The 16,009-nt window shown below is 35.5% G+C and carries 14 protein-coding genes; 3 read left to right on the forward strand and 11 right to left on the reverse strand.

What is annotated here, in order from left to right; genetic code table 11:
* Positions 1 to 9: 9 nt before the first annotated feature.
* From H626_RS0102570 to H626_RS0102580, 3 genes are all read right to left on the reverse strand, one after another.
* Positions 10 to 711 (reverse strand): beta/alpha barrel domain-containing protein, encoded by a 702-nt coding sequence (locus H626_RS0102570; RefSeq protein WP_027107943.1) that lies wholly within the window; start codon positions 709 to 711, stop codon positions 10 to 12.
* Positions 712 to 743: 32 nt separating this feature from the next.
* The gene (locus H626_RS0102575; RefSeq protein WP_035618211.1) at positions 744 to 1,331 is read right to left on the reverse strand and encodes a glycoside hydrolase family 73 protein; all 588 of its coding nucleotides are present in this window, start codon (positions 1,329 to 1,331) and stop codon (positions 744 to 746) included.
* Between the two features lie 313 nt (positions 1,332 to 1,644).
* On the reverse strand, positions 1,645 to 2,169 hold the full coding sequence (locus H626_RS0102580) for a hypothetical protein (RefSeq protein ID WP_027107945.1): 525 nt from the start codon (positions 2,167 to 2,169) through the stop codon (positions 1,645 to 1,647).
* Positions 2,170 to 2,306: 137 nt separating this feature from the next.
* On the opposite strand from H626_RS0102580, the gene H626_RS0102585 reads away from it, so the two are divergent.
* A complete protein-coding gene (locus H626_RS0102585) occupies positions 2,307 to 3,284 on the forward strand; it encodes a Gfo/Idh/MocA family protein (RefSeq protein ID WP_027107946.1) in 978 nt (325 codons plus the stop codon).
* Positions 3,285 to 3,455: 171 nt separating this feature from the next.
* Here H626_RS0102585 and H626_RS0102590 read toward each other — a convergent pair whose 3' ends face one another.
* The 5 genes from H626_RS0102590 to H626_RS0102605 form a co-directional block, all read right to left on the reverse strand.
* Positions 3,456 to 4,118, reverse strand: a complete 663-nt coding sequence (locus tag H626_RS0102590; protein ID WP_027107947.1) for a CBS and ACT domain-containing protein — start codon at positions 4,116 to 4,118, stop codon at positions 3,456 to 3,458.
* Between the two features lie 170 nt (positions 4,119 to 4,288).
* Positions 4,289 to 4,369 carry a hypothetical protein gene (locus tag H626_RS11830; RefSeq protein ID WP_483790085.1) on the reverse strand — a complete coding sequence of 27 codons (81 nt, stop codon included), beginning with the start codon at positions 4,367 to 4,369 and terminating at the stop codon, positions 4,289 to 4,291.
* A 16-nt stretch (positions 4,370 to 4,385) separates the two neighbouring features.
* Positions 4,386 to 5,423, reverse strand: a complete 1,038-nt coding sequence (locus H626_RS0102595; protein WP_027107948.1) for a potassium channel family protein — start codon at positions 5,421 to 5,423, stop codon at positions 4,386 to 4,388.
* 144 nt (positions 5,424 to 5,567) lie between these two features.
* A complete protein-coding gene (locus H626_RS0102600) occupies positions 5,568 to 8,660 on the reverse strand; it encodes an ABC transporter permease (RefSeq protein WP_027107949.1) in 3,093 nt (1,030 codons plus the stop codon).
* 16 nt (positions 8,661 to 8,676) lie between these two features.
* Positions 8,677 to 9,378: an ABC transporter ATP-binding protein gene (locus H626_RS0102605; RefSeq protein WP_027107950.1), complete on the reverse strand. Its 702-nt coding sequence runs from the start codon at positions 9,376 to 9,378 to the stop codon at positions 8,677 to 8,679.
* 149 nt (positions 9,379 to 9,527) lie between these two features.
* On the opposite strand from H626_RS0102605, the gene H626_RS0102610 reads away from it, so the two are divergent.
* Positions 9,528 to 10,070: a 5' nucleotidase, NT5C type gene (locus tag H626_RS0102610; RefSeq protein WP_027107951.1), complete on the forward strand. Its 543-nt coding sequence runs from the start codon at positions 9,528 to 9,530 to the stop codon at positions 10,068 to 10,070.
* Positions 10,071 to 10,118: 48 nt separating this feature from the next.
* On the opposite strand, the gene H626_RS0102615 is transcribed toward H626_RS0102610, so the two are convergent.
* Positions 10,119 to 11,297: a class I SAM-dependent rRNA methyltransferase gene (locus H626_RS0102615; protein ID WP_211221934.1), complete on the reverse strand. Its 1,179-nt coding sequence runs from the start codon at positions 11,295 to 11,297 to the stop codon at positions 10,119 to 10,121.
* A 219-nt stretch (positions 11,298 to 11,516) separates the two neighbouring features.
* Here H626_RS0102615 and H626_RS10460 point away from each other — a divergent pair, with 219 nt between their 5' ends.
* Positions 11,517 to 13,649: an LTA synthase family protein gene (locus tag H626_RS10460; protein WP_051237719.1), complete on the forward strand. Its 2,133-nt coding sequence runs from the start codon at positions 11,517 to 11,519 to the stop codon at positions 13,647 to 13,649.
* A gap of 186 nt (positions 13,650 to 13,835) precedes the next feature.
* On the opposite strand, the gene H626_RS0102625 is transcribed toward H626_RS10460, so the two are convergent.
* Both H626_RS0102625 and H626_RS0102630 read right to left on the reverse strand, forming a co-directional pair.
* Positions 13,836 to 15,248, reverse strand: a complete 1,413-nt coding sequence (locus H626_RS0102625) for a sensor histidine kinase (RefSeq protein ID WP_156883208.1) — start codon at positions 15,246 to 15,248, stop codon at positions 13,836 to 13,838.
* Complete coding sequence (locus H626_RS0102630) at positions 15,245 to 15,964, reverse strand: response regulator transcription factor (protein ID WP_027107954.1); 720 nt, start codon at positions 15,962 to 15,964, stop codon at positions 15,245 to 15,247. Before H626_RS0102630 ends, H626_RS0102625 begins: the two co-directional genes overlap by 4 nt.
* Between the last annotated feature and the right edge of the window lie 45 nt (positions 15,965 to 16,009).

The following is a 16,009-nucleotide window of genomic DNA, read 5'->3' on the forward strand; positions in this document are numbered from 1 at the left end:
TCGGCTCCCTTAACTATTTGTCTGTTCTTCGATAAAAATTTTCTCTTCTGCTTCACGATAGTAATCCATTTTTTGACTAAATAATTGCCCGTTTTCAGGTGGTGTATACGTAATTGCGTTTGCACCTGCTTCGATTGTTTCTAAAATGGAAGATTCCGTCGGTCCGCCAGTTGCAATAATAGGTAAATCAGGATATTTTTTACGAATCGCTCTTACTATTCCTGCGGTCTCTTTTCCGCCGCTTATGTTAACAATATCTACTCCTGCTTCTAACCGTTCTTCTATATTAGTATATTCTGAGACCACTGAACAAATGATTGGTATATCTATTGTCTCTTCGATTGCACGAATCGTTTCAATTGGAGTTGGTGCATTCACAACTACGGCCATGCATCCATGGGCTTCAGCAAATAATGCGATATTGGCCGACCGTACTCCATGAGTTAACCCGCCTCCTACGCCAGCCATAACAGGTGTGGTAGATACTGAAGTGATTGCCTGGATGATTCCTGGGTGCGGCGTGAAAGGATAAACAGCCATTATGCCGTGAGCGTCATTATTCATAATGATCGCCACATCTGTAGTAAACAACAATGATTTAAATCGTTTTCCATTGATAACGATCCCACTTGCATTCTTGATTGCTTCAGGAACAGCAATGTATCCTTTCCGTAAAGCAGTCGTAATGACCGGTGTCCTTCTTTTTTCCATTTTTTAACCTCCATTACATTCCTTTATTACACTCAATCGTATTGATTCAATGAATTTTGTTCAATGATTTCAATGATTTTTTCGGCATAAATTGGGTCGGTAGCGTAACCGGATGCAACTAATCCATAGGCAGCCTCTTTATAATTTTCAGATTCAAGAACTGCTTGATATTGCTTTGCATTCCACTGCGTACCATTTACAATCAAGTCCGCATAATCCCACATGGATTCACGCCAGTTATCATAACTGCGAAATTCAGATTTAATTTCGATCCATCCTTCTTCAGTATATTCTTTTGTGGTGAATAGACGTTCATTAGTGTTTGAATACCCTTTAATTCCGTAATAATTATTTTCTTCTTGAGAAAGAGAGCTTTTTCCCCAGTTAGATTCTAGAATTGCCTGGGCAATGGTCACACTAGGAAATAGCCCGTGTTGAATTTGAATTCTTTTTGCTTCTTCGCTGAACTTATCAATGAAGTCACTCTCACTAACCGATTCTTCCCGTTCATTCGAATGAATGGAATCAATACCGACCAGCGCAATAAAAAAAATGACCAGAAATAAAAATAAATAAATCAAACCATTTGGTTGGTTTCTTTTTTTCTTTTTAATAAACATTTCCTCCACACCATTTAAAAATACTTGAAGTCCTTATTATACTATTTATTTTAAATTATTAAAGTAGTCCTTACTATCTACTTAGACAAAGATTTAAATAAGCTAAAACCCCATACAAAAAAGAACGCTCCAAAAGGCGAACAGACCCGAATCCCTGGGCGGATACACGTAGGATAGTCGTAGACTGTCGAAGAGTATTCGTGAAGTGGACGTCGGGTCTGCCTTTTGGAGCCTGTTCCAGAAAATAATAGGTATTTAAAATCGAGAGTCCTGAAATTTTTCCTCACTCTCTTCGTTTTTGATTGGGGGACGCTTATTTTATTATAGTTAATTCAAAGAGGTTTTCATTTATCCATTCCAACAACTCTTTTTTCTTCATCTCTAATGGTTTGCGTTCAATATTAGCTAGTCTAAATTCAATGCGATCTTTGTAACTCCAAAAGTCGTAATTTACCTCAATTCGGAGTAGTTGACTAGATTCTCTTCTGCTTGATGATTCTTCTTCATCTTCTTGAATAAATTCCACGTGAGCAATTCCGTTCTTTATCCATTTTTGTGCAACATGGACTTTCATGTTTACAAATTCCTCTATAGGATTCATTTTGACTTCAGGAATTATATCAGCATTCCGTGCGACTTTCTTCACCAACATCCCCTCATAATCAGTAAATAGCGTCATTATCTTTTCGATGTTCTCATTTCTTAAACCTTGCTCTCCTTTTTTCCAACGATCCCAACTTTGAGGGGAAATATTTAATTGCGATTGATAGAAAGCTTTTTCGGAAGTATATTTTTCTTTTATCGTGTAAACGACTATAGCTACAAAAGCTTCATTCATGATCCTCACTCCTAAACTGGTTTCTTTTCTTTTATTTTACACCTAATACGTGTATAGTCAATCGGATTGTTTCCCCTTTCAATCTATTTTGGTAAGATGTAAATGACATGAGAAATTTAAGTAGGAGGAAAAGAAAAATGAGAAAAATCAAATGGGGAATAATTGGGTTAGGAGATATCGCTCATAGTTTTGCTGAAAATTTTTCAGTTGAAAATGCAGAACTCGTCGCAGTCGGTTCTAGAAATCTCCAAAAGGCGCAGGATTTTGCAGAAAAACATGCAATACCTAAGGCTTACGGAAGCTATGAAGGGTGTTTTTATGATCCTGACATTGATGTTATCTACATTGCTACACCCAATAGTTTTCACTACGAACATATTCTAGCAGCATTAAAACAGAAGAAACATGTTTTTAGCGAAAAAGCGATGATGGTCAATTACAGTGAGTTTACGGAAGCTATCAACTGTGCAAAGGAAAATAATGTTCTATTAGCAGAAGCTATGACAATTTACCATATGCCTCTGTATCAATTGTTGAAAAAGAAAATCCAACAAAATGATTTCGGCAAACTGAAAATGGTGCATGCTTTATTTGGTAGCTACAAACCTGCTGATGAGAACAATCGTTTCTTCAATCCGGATTTAGGTGGGGGAGCTTTACTTGATATTGGCGTTTATGCACTCAGTTTCATTCGTTACTTCATGAGTAGTAATCCAGATATCTTATCTACGACGGTTGATTTATACCCTACAGGTGTGGATGAGCAATCTAGTACTTTACTAAAAAACAAAGAAAATGAAGTGGGGACCCTGTCTTTATCTTTCCGAGCAAAGATGCCCAAACAAGGTGTAATCGTTTGTGAAGATGCATACATCACTATCACTGATTATCCACGTGCAGACAAAGCTACTATTACCTATTCAAACGGAAAATCCGAAACTATCACTGCGGGAGATACTAAAGAAGCTATGAAATATGAAATACAAGCATTCACGGATGCAGTTGCAAACGATTCTTCCGGACCTTATATGGATTTGACTGAAGATGTAACTAAAATAATGGATACACTTTCTCGGGAGTGGGACATGAATTTAAGTAAGCACAAACCCTTTTAACAAAGATAAAAAGGCTGGGGAAAAAGTCCCAGCCTCTAATCATTTCACATACTTTACTTTCTAAAACGTGCTCAAAAAAACAGACCCGACTGCCACTTCACGGATAAAATATGTGGAGCTCTATTCGGGTCTGAACGTTTTTTTCCACTCTCTTTTTTCTTCTTCCAAGCACTATTCTTTGTCTACTGGTGTAGTTGCAATAGAATTTTTAACTGAATACCCTTCATAACGTAATAATTCTTCAATTTCACTTGCGTCCTCAGTATCTAGTTGAATGGTCACCTCAGAAAAATCCTTGGCAATACGATGAACATAAATATGCGTAATACTCGTATTTGATTCAGCTAAAATATTAGTTATATCTTCTAATATCCCAGGATGATCTTCAGGAATATCCAAGATCAAACGTGAGCCTCGTTCATTGTAGCCAGTCAAATCAATAAAAGCTTTAAAGACATCTTTATCTGTGATAATACCAATCACATGATTTTCTTCATCTACAACTGGTAAAACGCCTATATTGTTATCACTCATAATAGTTGCTGCTTCTTCTATTAAGGTATCTTTTGAAACAGTCTTCACATCTTTAGTCATGATTTGAGAAACCGTTGTTTTCGTAAGTAGATAATTTATTTCATGGATACTCATTTTATTCGCACGGGCAGGAGAATTTTCCAAAACTATTCCTTCTGATATCAAGCCAATTAATTTCCCATCACGAACTATTGGCAACCGATGAAAGTTATTCCCTTCCATGATATCTAAAGCATCCAGTACCCTAGTATCCTCACTAACAGTGATAACATCTTTTGTCATATAGTGTTCCACATACATACTATTACCTCCAATTAAAAGAAAACTTCTCTTTTATATTTTTTGTAATTCCTCATTTCACTTTTGTTCATCCTGTAAACGGCAAAAACAGTTTACTCCCCATCGAATTCCGTTTTGTACACTATTTAACGATTCATCGAACGTGAAATTGGTTGAATGGCATGTCGATCTCAACGAATAGCTCTAGATAATTCTAAACTATTTAAATATAGAGCGACCCCTCTATATCCGGTATCTACAATATGTTGAATATCGACTCCAACTTTTTTATTCCCTCCCTCTTTTTATTGTTTTCACTGATCGATCACCTGAAGCAATATCACTCAGTTTATTTACCTGTTCTTGTTTGCCTAAAACAATTAGTGTATCTTTGTCTTTTAATATTTCTGCAGAGCTCGGATTAAAAATCATTTTGCCATCTTGTTTTTTCTCTATCGCAATCACAATTAGTCCAGTCTTTTCCGGTATTTGTGCGGTACGTAAGCTTTGATCGATCAAATTAGATCCAGTCAGAATTTGAATCTCTTCCAAATCTAATTCGATTTCCCCAGCATAAGTAATGGTGTCTAAAAAGGCCATAACTGATGGTCTCAATAACATAGAAACCATTCGTCTCCCACCAATTTCATCTGGTAAAACTGTTTTATTCGCTCCCGCTCTTAATATCTTATCATTTGATCTTCTGTCTAGAGCTTTAGAAACAATGGTGATTTTTTCGTTTAATTCTCTCACCGTGAGAACAGTAAATAAATTATCCGCATCTGAAGATAAGGCTGACACCAGTCCCTTTGCTTTTTTAACATTTGCATTTATTAAAGCTTCATCTGTTGTGGCGTCTGCCAAAATCACAGGAATATCCCTCGCCATCAATTGTTCGACTACATCACTTTCTCGCTCGACAACAATGAAATCTTCCCCTTTTTCAATGAGTTCCTCTATCACATAAGAGCCAGTTTTCCCTGCACCGCAAACGATATAGTGATTATTCATCTTTTCAATTCTTTCTTTCATTTTTCTTTTCCTCCAAACTTCTCGCATGTTTCCTTCAAATATAAAACTTGCAAGGGTAGTAATTCCATAACCTATAATGGCCATGCTGAAGAGAATCAACAAAATCGAAAAGATTTTCCCATCTGTTGTCAGAGGAGCAACTTCTCCATATCCTACAGTAGAAATTGTGATGATCGTCATGTATAACGCATCGATCCAATTTACATTTAGCAAATTCCGATATCCTATTGTTCCAACGACGAATAGGAGAACAACAAATAGGATCACTACTTTTTTTTTCCTTATTGACTGCAATCTCGGATCCTCCTTTAACCGCTTTCACACAAGTTTATTTTATCATACATCCCTTTAAAGACCCATAACAAGAAGCCTATTTCATAAAAATAAAAAAGGTGAACGGGGTAGGCACCCCCGTTCACCTTTGTTTATATAGTCTATTTAATCGATAGTTTTCAATGCTTCGATCATATCCACATGTTTTAATTTATAATGCATGGCAATCATCACTATGGACGAAAATAAGAAGGTTAAGATTGAAGAATAAATAAAACTTGAATAATTTATTATTCGACTAAACATCATTTGATCCAATTCTGCGGTTTTCAAAACATATTGATGGAGAAGTACACCTAATCCTAGCCCAGCTACAGTACCCATCAAAGTTAACATGAGGTTTTCTCTGTAGATATACAAAGTGACCTCCTTGTCATAAAATCCAAGCACTTTAATTGTAGACAATTCACGGATTCTTTCGGACACATTTATATTTGTAAGATTATATAAAACAACAAAGGCTAATGAAGCAGCTGAAACAATCAAGACGATCGTAACGACTCCTAAGCTATCTAACGTGCCTATAAATACATCAGATACCATTGAAATAAAAGTTATGCCAAGTATTGAGTCTAAACTCGAAATGCTTTCTCCCAGTTCATCCTCATTCACGTTATCATTCAAAAGCAATAGATCAGTGTTCCATTCTGGCTCTTCTTCATTTAATTCATTATAAAGAGTAGGATGGACATAAACCAAGTGACCTAAATAGTTTTCAAATATACCTTCTATCTGGTAGTTAGTTGCTTGATTATCTGCATTGGTTATTGTGAGTTCGTCTCCTTTAGAGTACCCATGAAGTTCAGCTATTTTTTGTGAAATAAGCACTCCTTCTGTAGTCAGTTCATATTCTTCGTCGGTTTCAATATCACTCAACGAGATAAATTGTGATAAATCATTCGGATTCTTGGGGACGATGAGCGTTCCTTCTTGGTTTGTTTCTGTTTCATTTTCTATTGTAATAGAGTTTTGATAAGTCGAGAATTTTTCTTCAAACGAATCATTTTGGTTTAATTTTTCTTCGTATTCAGTTAATTCTTCCTCAGTTGCATCTGTATTTAAGGCAACGATGGCATCGTATTGATTGATTTTCCCATATTGTAGATCTGCGATATCTGATATCGAATCTGATAACCCAAATCCTGTCAAAATCAATCCAGTACACCCAGCTACTCCAAAGATTGTCATTAGCATTCTTCTTTTATAACGGAACAGATTCCGGGCAGCAACTTTCCTTGTAAAACTCAAATGATTCCAGATAAAAGGAATACGTTCTAAGAATATCCGCTTTCCTTTTTTGGGGGCTTTCGGACGCAATAAGGTTGCTGCGTTTGCTCTTAAAGCTACTCTAACAGCTACTATTGTAGCCCCACCCGTGGCTAATAACGCACCAAAAACGGAAATGAGCGAGTAATTTAAAAAGAAATTGATTTCTACGGATGGTAAGTTGTATAAGGACCCATACGCGTCAAAAATAACTGAAGGGAACAGATAATAACCGATCCCCAGTCCAATTAGTGATCCCATTATAGTTGCAACGAAAGCATAGACAAAGTATTTTGTTGCTATGGCCCCATTTGAATAACCTAAAGCTTTCAACGTTCCAATGTGGTTTCTTCCTTCATCGACCATTCTTGTCATGGTAGTCAGCGAAATCAACGCGGCTAATAAAAAGAAAAACACTGGAAATACCTGAGCAATAGAAGCAATCCGGTTGGAATTATCCTCGAATTCAGAGTAGCCTGGATTTGAGGTGCGATCCAAAACATAAAATTCTGCTTCCGGTACATCAGCCATTTCTTCTCTGGCCTTCTCTAAGTCTTCTTCTGCTTCACTGATTTCTATTCTTGCTTCTTCTGCTTCAGTATCAAACTCTGCTTTACCTTCTGAATATTCTTGTTCACCTTCTTCTAAGTCTTGGCGCGCATTTTCCAATTCAGTTTTAGCCTGTGCTATTTCAAAGTTTAATTGTGCTTGTGCATTAGTCAACTCTTGTTCACGTTGAAGAATTTCAGCTTTCCCTTGTTGAATTTGATTTAACCCTTGGCGAACAGAAATTTCTCTAGCATTCAATTCTTCTTCAAGTTGTTGTATTTCAGGAGTCGATCCTCCTAAAGCTAGCTTTGTTTCCTCTAGCTCTTCCCTTCCAGATTCAATTTCTGCTAGTGCTTGGTTCAGCTCAGACTCTTGTTGGTCGAGTTCTCGCTTATTTTCTTCAATTTGTACTTTCCCCTGATCTAATTCAGTTTGTCCTGCATCTCTTTCGTTTTCTAATTCATCCATTCCATCTTCGTAGTCTTGCCAACCCTGATCTAATTCTTCACGTGCATCTTGAAGTTCTTTTTCAGCATTTTCTAATTCTTCTTTTGCTTCGTTTAATTCATTCTGACCTTTTGTTATTTCTTCTTGAATCTCATCTCTAATTTCTTGTTGTCGGCCAGCTTGTCGTGGTTCCAGTTGTTTTTCTATCTCTGCTTGTTTCTTTTCAATACTTTCCTCATATCCTGTACTATAGGCTAGCTGGCTTTCACTTGGCTGATCAAATTGAATAAAGGCTTCTGTTTTTACGTCCATTGAAAAATTGTCTTCATGAATTACTCCAAATCCATCCAAAGACCCGCTTCCTACCTGGGTATTTCCTCGTGCTATGTTTTCTATATACAAGGGAGATTTTATAAACCCGACAATTTCATAAGATAAGTAATTTAAATTTTCTGTCGGATCTTCTGGGATATCTTCAGTCTTGAAAGAAAGAGTTTCACCGATAATAAAATTTTCCTGATTCTCTAACGATGCATCTAAAGCTATTTCACCAACTTTTGTCGGTAATTTCCCTTCTTCTACACTATATTGATTTATTTCTTGAGCAGAAGAGTTAAAGCTAAACAACTTTACTGCATCTCCAGTATCCGATATAATTACATCTTGCGTAAAATGTGTTTGAAGAGTTGCATCCGGTATATTGGCTAATACCTCTTCATCCTTACTTGCCAATCCCAAGGAAGATTGTACTCTCAAATCCATTAGTTCATACTTAGCATAGTAAGTACGCGCAGTATCCAACATATCTGGGCCTGTTGCACTTATTCCTGCGAAAAAAGCAGTTCCTAATAACGTTATTGCAAATATCGATAAAAACCGTGTTTTTGTATTCGTGATTTCTCTCCAAGTATCTTTCCACAATGTTTTTTTATTCATAACCTGTCTCCCTTTCTTACCATTCAATTTCTGCAACTGGAAGAGGTTGTTTGTTCAATTTAACATCTCTGACCTTGGCATTATTGATATCTATGACCCGATCAGCCATTGGGGCTATTGCCCGGTTATGAGTGATAACAATAACTGTTGCTCCATAGTTCTCTTTCGATTCATTTAGCAATTTCAAAACCTGTTTTCCTGTTTCAAAATCTAAGGCTCCTGTAGGCTCATCACATAATAAAAGTTTGGGCTGTTTCGCGAGTGCTCTAGCAATAGCTACCCTCTGCTGTTCTCCTCCTGATAATTGAGCCGGAAAATTATCCATCCGATGCTCCAAACCGACTTCTTTTAATATAGTCTCTGCATCCAAAGCATGAGCAGAAATTTCTGCAGCCATTTCAACATTTTCTTTGGCGGTTAGATTAGCAATTAAATTATAGTTTTGAAAAACAAACCCCACATCGTTTCTTCTATAGGTAGTTAATCCTTTTTCATTAAATCCTACAATATTCGTCCCGTCAATAATTACTTCTCCTTCATCGGCAGAATCCATACCTCCTAATATATTTAAGACGGTTGTTTTCCCTGCTCCACTTGGTCCCACTATAACTACAAATTCACCTTTTTCAACTTCAAAAGTAATACCATCATTAGCCACGACGATCGTCTCACCTGATTTATACCGTTTGTATTCATTTTTCACTTCTATATACGCCATTATTTCCACCTAAACTTTCTCGTAATATTCTCTTCACCTTATTTTAGCATAAGCTTAGTGGAGATAGGAGATTCAAATTTATTATTGCTTCTCTTTTTATTTTTTGATTTCTTCCGTTATAATTAGAAAAAAGAATAAAGGAGACCATTATGCCCAAAAAAATCATTGCTGTAGATATGGACCAAGTTTTAGCAGACATGGAAGTTCCATTTGTTGAATTATTCAAAAGAGAATACGAAGTAGAATTTGATGATGCCGAGGCTTATCTTGTCGATCATCCTGAAGTTGATTTAAATATGACTATCCGGGAACTCTATCCGTATATAAATACGTACGAATTTGTACGGAATTTACCAGTCATAAAAAATGCTCAAATGGTACTCAAAGAATTACAGGAAGACTATATTGTTTACATTGCAACAGCGGCCATGGATATACCTAAAACTTTTTCTGCCAAGTATGAATGGTTGGAGGAACATTTCCCTTTCATTCACCCACAACAGTTTGTATTCTGTGGCAATAAAGAAATAATACAAGCAGACTATTTGATTGATGATTCTATCCGTCAATTGAAACGATTCAATGGAACAGGCTTACTGTTTTCTTCTTCTTTAAACCAAAAAAACACCGAATTTATCCGTGTCAACAATTGGGAAGACGTAAGAGAATACTTTCAGTCACAGAAGCAATAAAAAAAAGAAGCTAAGAAAACATTCTTAGCTTCTTTTTTGTTTATTCTATTATGATAATTTTCTTATAAACATCACTTTCAAATAATCTCCATAAGAGTAATACGGATTGGTTCTGAAATCTTCAGGTAAGCTAAATTGTTCTTCAATCTCATATCTTGCATTTTGATTGTGGAAAGCTTCTTCAATAAATGATTCAAAGGTTTCGCTTTTTAGTTTCCAAGAATTTGTGGAAGCAATGATCACTCCATCTTTTTCTGTAACTTGAATAGCTTCTTCGATTAATTTCACATAATCTTTTTCGACACTAAACGTTTTTTTCTTAGAACGTGCAAATGTTGGTGGATCTAAAACAACAACATCAAATGTCATTTTATGGCGCTTTGCGTAATTGAAATAATCAAATACATCCATTACACGTATAAAATGATCAGCAGGGTCCAGTCCATTTACTTCGAATTGTTCTGTAGTTCTTTCTAAACTTCTATTAGCTAGATCGACACTAGTAGTCTGAGTAGCACCAGCCATTGCAGCGGCTACTGAAAACGCTCCAGTGTAACTAAATGTATTTAAAAAGGTTTTACCTACAGCGTATTCTTCCATGATTTTCCTTCTAACATTGCGTTGATCAAGAAAAATCCCAGTCATTTGCCCTTCATTCAGGTAAACAGCATATTTGATTCCATTTTCTTTAATAATCAACGGTGTCTCTGCTTTTTTCCCAGTTACAAAATCTTCGGGTTTTTCTTCCATTGAAAAGCGTATTTTTTGGTAAATACCTTTGAAGTCAGGAACGGATTTAGTGAAAGCTTCTATTATGGTATCTTTCCACTTGTAAATTCCTTCATTGTACCAAGAAAATACATAAAAACCGGCGTAATTATCAATAGTCAACCCACCTAAGCCATCACCTTCTGCATTCAAAAAACGATAGGCATTGGTATCCTCATTTAACTCAAATGCTTGGCGGTTTCCTTTTGCCCTTTTGAATACACGTACGAAAAAGTCTGTATCTATTTCTTCTGTTTGATCTTTAGTTAGAATCCATCCGGCATGTTTACTTTCTGCTCCAATATATCCTTTTGCTACAAATTGGTTAGCTTGGTCAAATAGGGAAACGATTGTCCCCTCAGTTCTTTCAACTTTTTTTGCGAAATCAAGAGGTTCTATAACAGGCGAACCACTTAAAATTCTTTGTGCTCCAATTTTTCTGATTTTTACTTTATTCATAATTATTCTCCTCATATAAACTGTTTATAGTTATCAATTTCAGAAACTCTTTCGATTCACCAAAAAATACTACTTAAGAAGTATAGCATACTTTTACCATTCCTTTTATAATAAAGATATAGTGCCATTTACACTATTTTTATAAATCGCCCTTAGTATGAATTAATTGTAAAATATGTTACACTACTTAAACAGTAAAATTTGGAGGTCTACCTTAAAATGAGAACAATACATCATTATATAAAAAACAAAACAGGCTTTGTCCTGTTCGCTGCGGTGCTTTTTTGGTTAAAAACTTACCTTAGTTATCAACTTGAATTCAACTTAGGAGTACAAGGAACTCTGCAAGAATTAATACTATTTATTAATCCTCTAAGCATACCACTCCTGCTTTTTTCCTTTACTTTATTTATTAAAGGTGAGAAAAAAAGTAAACTGACACTTTTATTCATTTATTTACTGCTCACTCTATTGCTCTATTCAAATATCATGTATTACCGCGAGTTTACTGACTTTCTAACGGTTGGAACGATAGTTGGATCCGGAAATGTTTCCGGTGGATTATTTGCTTCTTCTCTAGCACTTTTCAAACCACAGGATTTGCTATACTGGGGCGACTTTCTATTCTTAGCAGTTTATGCATTTAAAACAAAAAGAAGTGACTCAACTGAAAAGGCAACGAAGCTTAAGCCCATACTAGTTCTTACAAGTGCAATTCTGTTATTTGTAGGTAATTTAACTTTAGCTGAAATTGATAGACCTCAGCTTCTAACACGCACATTTGATAGGAACTACATCGTGAAATACCTAGGCATAAATTTTTATGCAGGGTATGACAGTTACAAAACACTTCAAAATAATCAAATCAAAGCAAGTGCAGATGAATCTGATATGAGTACTGTTCTTAATTATGTACAGGAGCATCACGCTCAACCTGACCCAGACATGTTTGGTTCTATAGCTGGAAAAAATCTAATCTACATTGAATTGGAAAGTATACAGCAATTCTTGATCGATTATCAATTAGAAGATGAAAATGGCGAACTCCAAGAAGTCATGCCTTTTGTCAATCAATTATTTAATGATGAAGCTACTCATAGTTTCAATAACTTTTTCCACCAAACAGGCCAAGGGAAAACTTCTGATGCTGAAATGTTAGCTGAGAACTCTTTATACGGATTAGCTCAGGGTGGTGCTTTCAGTCAAGTAGGTTCTGAAAACACATTTCAATCAGCTTCAAAGATATTAGAAGCTGAACAGGACTACACTTCAGCAGTTTTTCATGGCAACGTAGGATCTTTCTGGAATAGAAACGATACCTATCAATCAATGGGTGTAGATTACTTTTTTGACTCAGGTTTCTATAACATGGATGAAGGTCGTACAATGGAGTACGGACTAAAAGACAAATTATTCTTCCAAGAATCTGTTCAGTATTTAGAACAATTGCCACAACCTTTTTACACTAAATTTTTAACTGTTACACATCACTTTCCTTTCCCGTTAGACGAAGCAAATGCTACATTCCCTAAAGCAGATACTAACGATGAAACTATTAACAACTTCTTCGTAACAGCACATTACATGGACGAAGCTATAGAAGAGTTTTTCAATTATTTAAAAGAATCAGGTTTATATGAAGACTCAGTTTTTGTTTTATATGGTGACCATTATGGTATATCAGATATGAGAAATCCATCTTTAGCTCCTTTATTGGATAAATATTCTATGAATTGGGATGCTTACGATAATGCTATGATGCAAAGAGTCCCTTTTATGATCCATATACCCGGTGAAACTAATGGACAAATACATGAAGAATTCGCTTCTCAAACCGATATATTACCGACTGTTTTACATTTGTTAGGTATCGAAACCCAGGATTATACTTTTATGGGAACGGATGTCTTTTCTCCGGAACATGATCCAATTGTTCCTTTAAGAAACGGCAATATCATCACCCCGAAATATACTATTATAGGACAGACAATTTACAACACAGAAACTGGCGAGCTACTTCGAAACTTATCAGGTGAAGAATTAAAAGAAATCGATGATATTAAAACGCATGCTAGTGCTGAACTAGCTGCTTCTGACAGTATATTAATGAAAGATTTACTCAGATTTTATACTCCAGAAGTTTTGAAAACTGCTGAAGAGACTGAATATAGTTATATCAATCAACTTTCTCATTTAAGAAATGAATTAAATCAGTCAACAACATTGATCGAACAAAATAATGGACAAACGACTGCTCCTTTATATGAAACGAATGCACCCGAAAATAACAATGAAGAATTGGATCAACCAGTTGACTTAGAAAACCAAATGATTGAAAAGATACAACCATAATAATAATAAAAAAAGCAGGAATACTGTCTAATTCACAAGGTGAATGAGCAGTATTCCCGCTTTTTTTTTAACGCCAATCTTTTTCATTCTCTCCTCTTCCAATTTGCATCTCAATAAATTCAGATATTGTTTGCTTTTCGGATTGGTTTATTCGCTTGATCAGGAGTCAATAAAAAAGGAATTATTTTAATTATCCTTTTTTTTGAGATGAATTATAAAGGTTGTGCCTTTCTGCAACTCACTTTCTACCTGTATTTTTCCATCATGCAATGAAATCAATTGTTGAACAATAGAAAGACCTAATCCGGATTCACCGAATCTAGTATTTCTCCTTGATAAATCAGCTTTGTAATATCTATCCCAAATATTTTTTTGTTCGTCTTCGCTCATACCTAGTCCATTGTCTTGTATACATATAATCGTATACTCCTCTTGTTCTTTTGCTTTTAAAATTATTGTTCCATTTGAAGTAAATTGGATCGAATTTTTCACTAAATTGAAAACAATTTGTATCAACCGATCATAATCAGCATAAACAACTAAATTATCTTCTGCATCGACCACTATTTTATTTCCTGATTCTTCCGCTTGTTCCGATAGTTGTGAAGCCACTGTATGAAAAACTTCTTTGACTCGAATAGTTTGTTTGTGTAATTGAATTTTATTCGCTCGTATATTCTCGTAGTCTAAATTTTCATTCACCAATCGAATTAAACGGGCTGTCTCCTTTCTCATTAGTTGAATACTGCGTTTTTTTTGTGTTTCAGGAATGATTTCATATTCCATTCCTTCTAACAATCCATTGATGGTCGTTAACGGGGTTCGCATCTCGTGAGCAGCATCTGCCATAAAGTTTTTCCGTCGTTCTTCTTGCCTTTCAATTTCAATCGTGGATTCTTCTAATGAGTTGATCATTGTATTGAAATCTGCCGCAAGTTCATCGACCTCATCGCGATCTTTATGATCAAGCCGGATTGAAAAGTTCCCTTCAGTAACTTCATGTGTAGCTGTTCTCAATTTATTGATTCGTTTCACTTGATATTGAGCAAATAACAAACTGATTACTATAGACCCAATTGCAGAAATAAGTAAAGTATACATTAGGTTCTCTCGTAATTCCGTCATCTCTTCATCTATCCATGTAACAGGAGCACTCACAGCAACGTACCCAGAAAAATCGCGATTTCCACTCTGAAAAAAAGGTAAATAAATAATAGCACTTTCTTGACTATTTCCTAAAATATCATTTTGGTAAATTGCCAATGAAAGTCTTTCCCCTTTTTTTAAATTGTTGAGACTTTCTTCGTTTAAACTAGGAGCATCATAATTGGGTAGTTGGGGATAAATCATTGCCTGTTCTTCATTAAATACTGTAATCATTACATCTTGATTGGATAAAAGATTTTGAGCCCTTCCAAGTTCAATTAACGTTAAATTTTCTTCAACTAGTGCTTCTGCATAAGAAAATAAAGTTTCTTCCGTATCGTTGAGTGCTGTATTTCGTGCAAATTGTAATAGAAAAAAACCGGTTATTATTAGCATTGTAAAAATGACTGCAAGGAATCCTAGCATTTGTTGATAAAAATAGGGCAATCTCATCTTTCTACACCCGAATCATCAAATTTGTATCCCACACCCCAAACAGTTTGAATAACTTGTGGTCCGATTGTATCAATTTTTTGTCTTAATTTTTTTATATGCGCATCTACGGTTCTTTCATCTCCAAAATACTCATAATTCCATACTATTTGCAATAATTGCTCCCGCGAAAAGACTTGCTTCGGACTTTTCGCCATTGTATACAGTAAGTCAAACTCTTTAGGCGTCAAATTATCCAGTGCCTTATCATATAGGGTTGTCTCGTGTGTTTTTACGCTCATTGTCAAAAATGTCGTTTGAACTATATCATCTGACAACTCCTTGTTTTCTTCGGACTGTTTATAAAACTGGTTGGTCCTTCTCATAAGTGCTTTGATTTTTGCTACTAAAGTTAACGGGCTAAATGGTTTTGTGACGTAATCATCTGCTCCAATTTCTAACCCGATTACTTGGTCGCTCTCCGTATCTCTAGCGGTCAACATAATGATTGGGACCGTGCTTTTTGATTTTCTTATTTCTTTACATACATTTATTCCATCTAAAGTAGGAAGCATCAAATCTAAGATGACTAAATCCCATTTCTCAGGATCCGCAAAATATATATCTAAGCCTTTTTTACCATCGTGACTAAAGACTACTTGCCATTCTTCTTTCAAAAAAAACATTTCGATCATTTCACATACTGATTCGTTATCTTCTATCATTAAAATTTCCATGATTATCTCCTCATATATCACTATTTTCATTTGTTCAATAAAGCA

It is taken from the genome of Lacticigenium naphthae DSM 19658 (assembly GCF_000425865.1).
Classification (GTDB): domain Bacteria; phylum Bacillota; class Bacilli; order Lactobacillales; family Carnobacteriaceae_A; genus Lacticigenium; species Lacticigenium naphthae.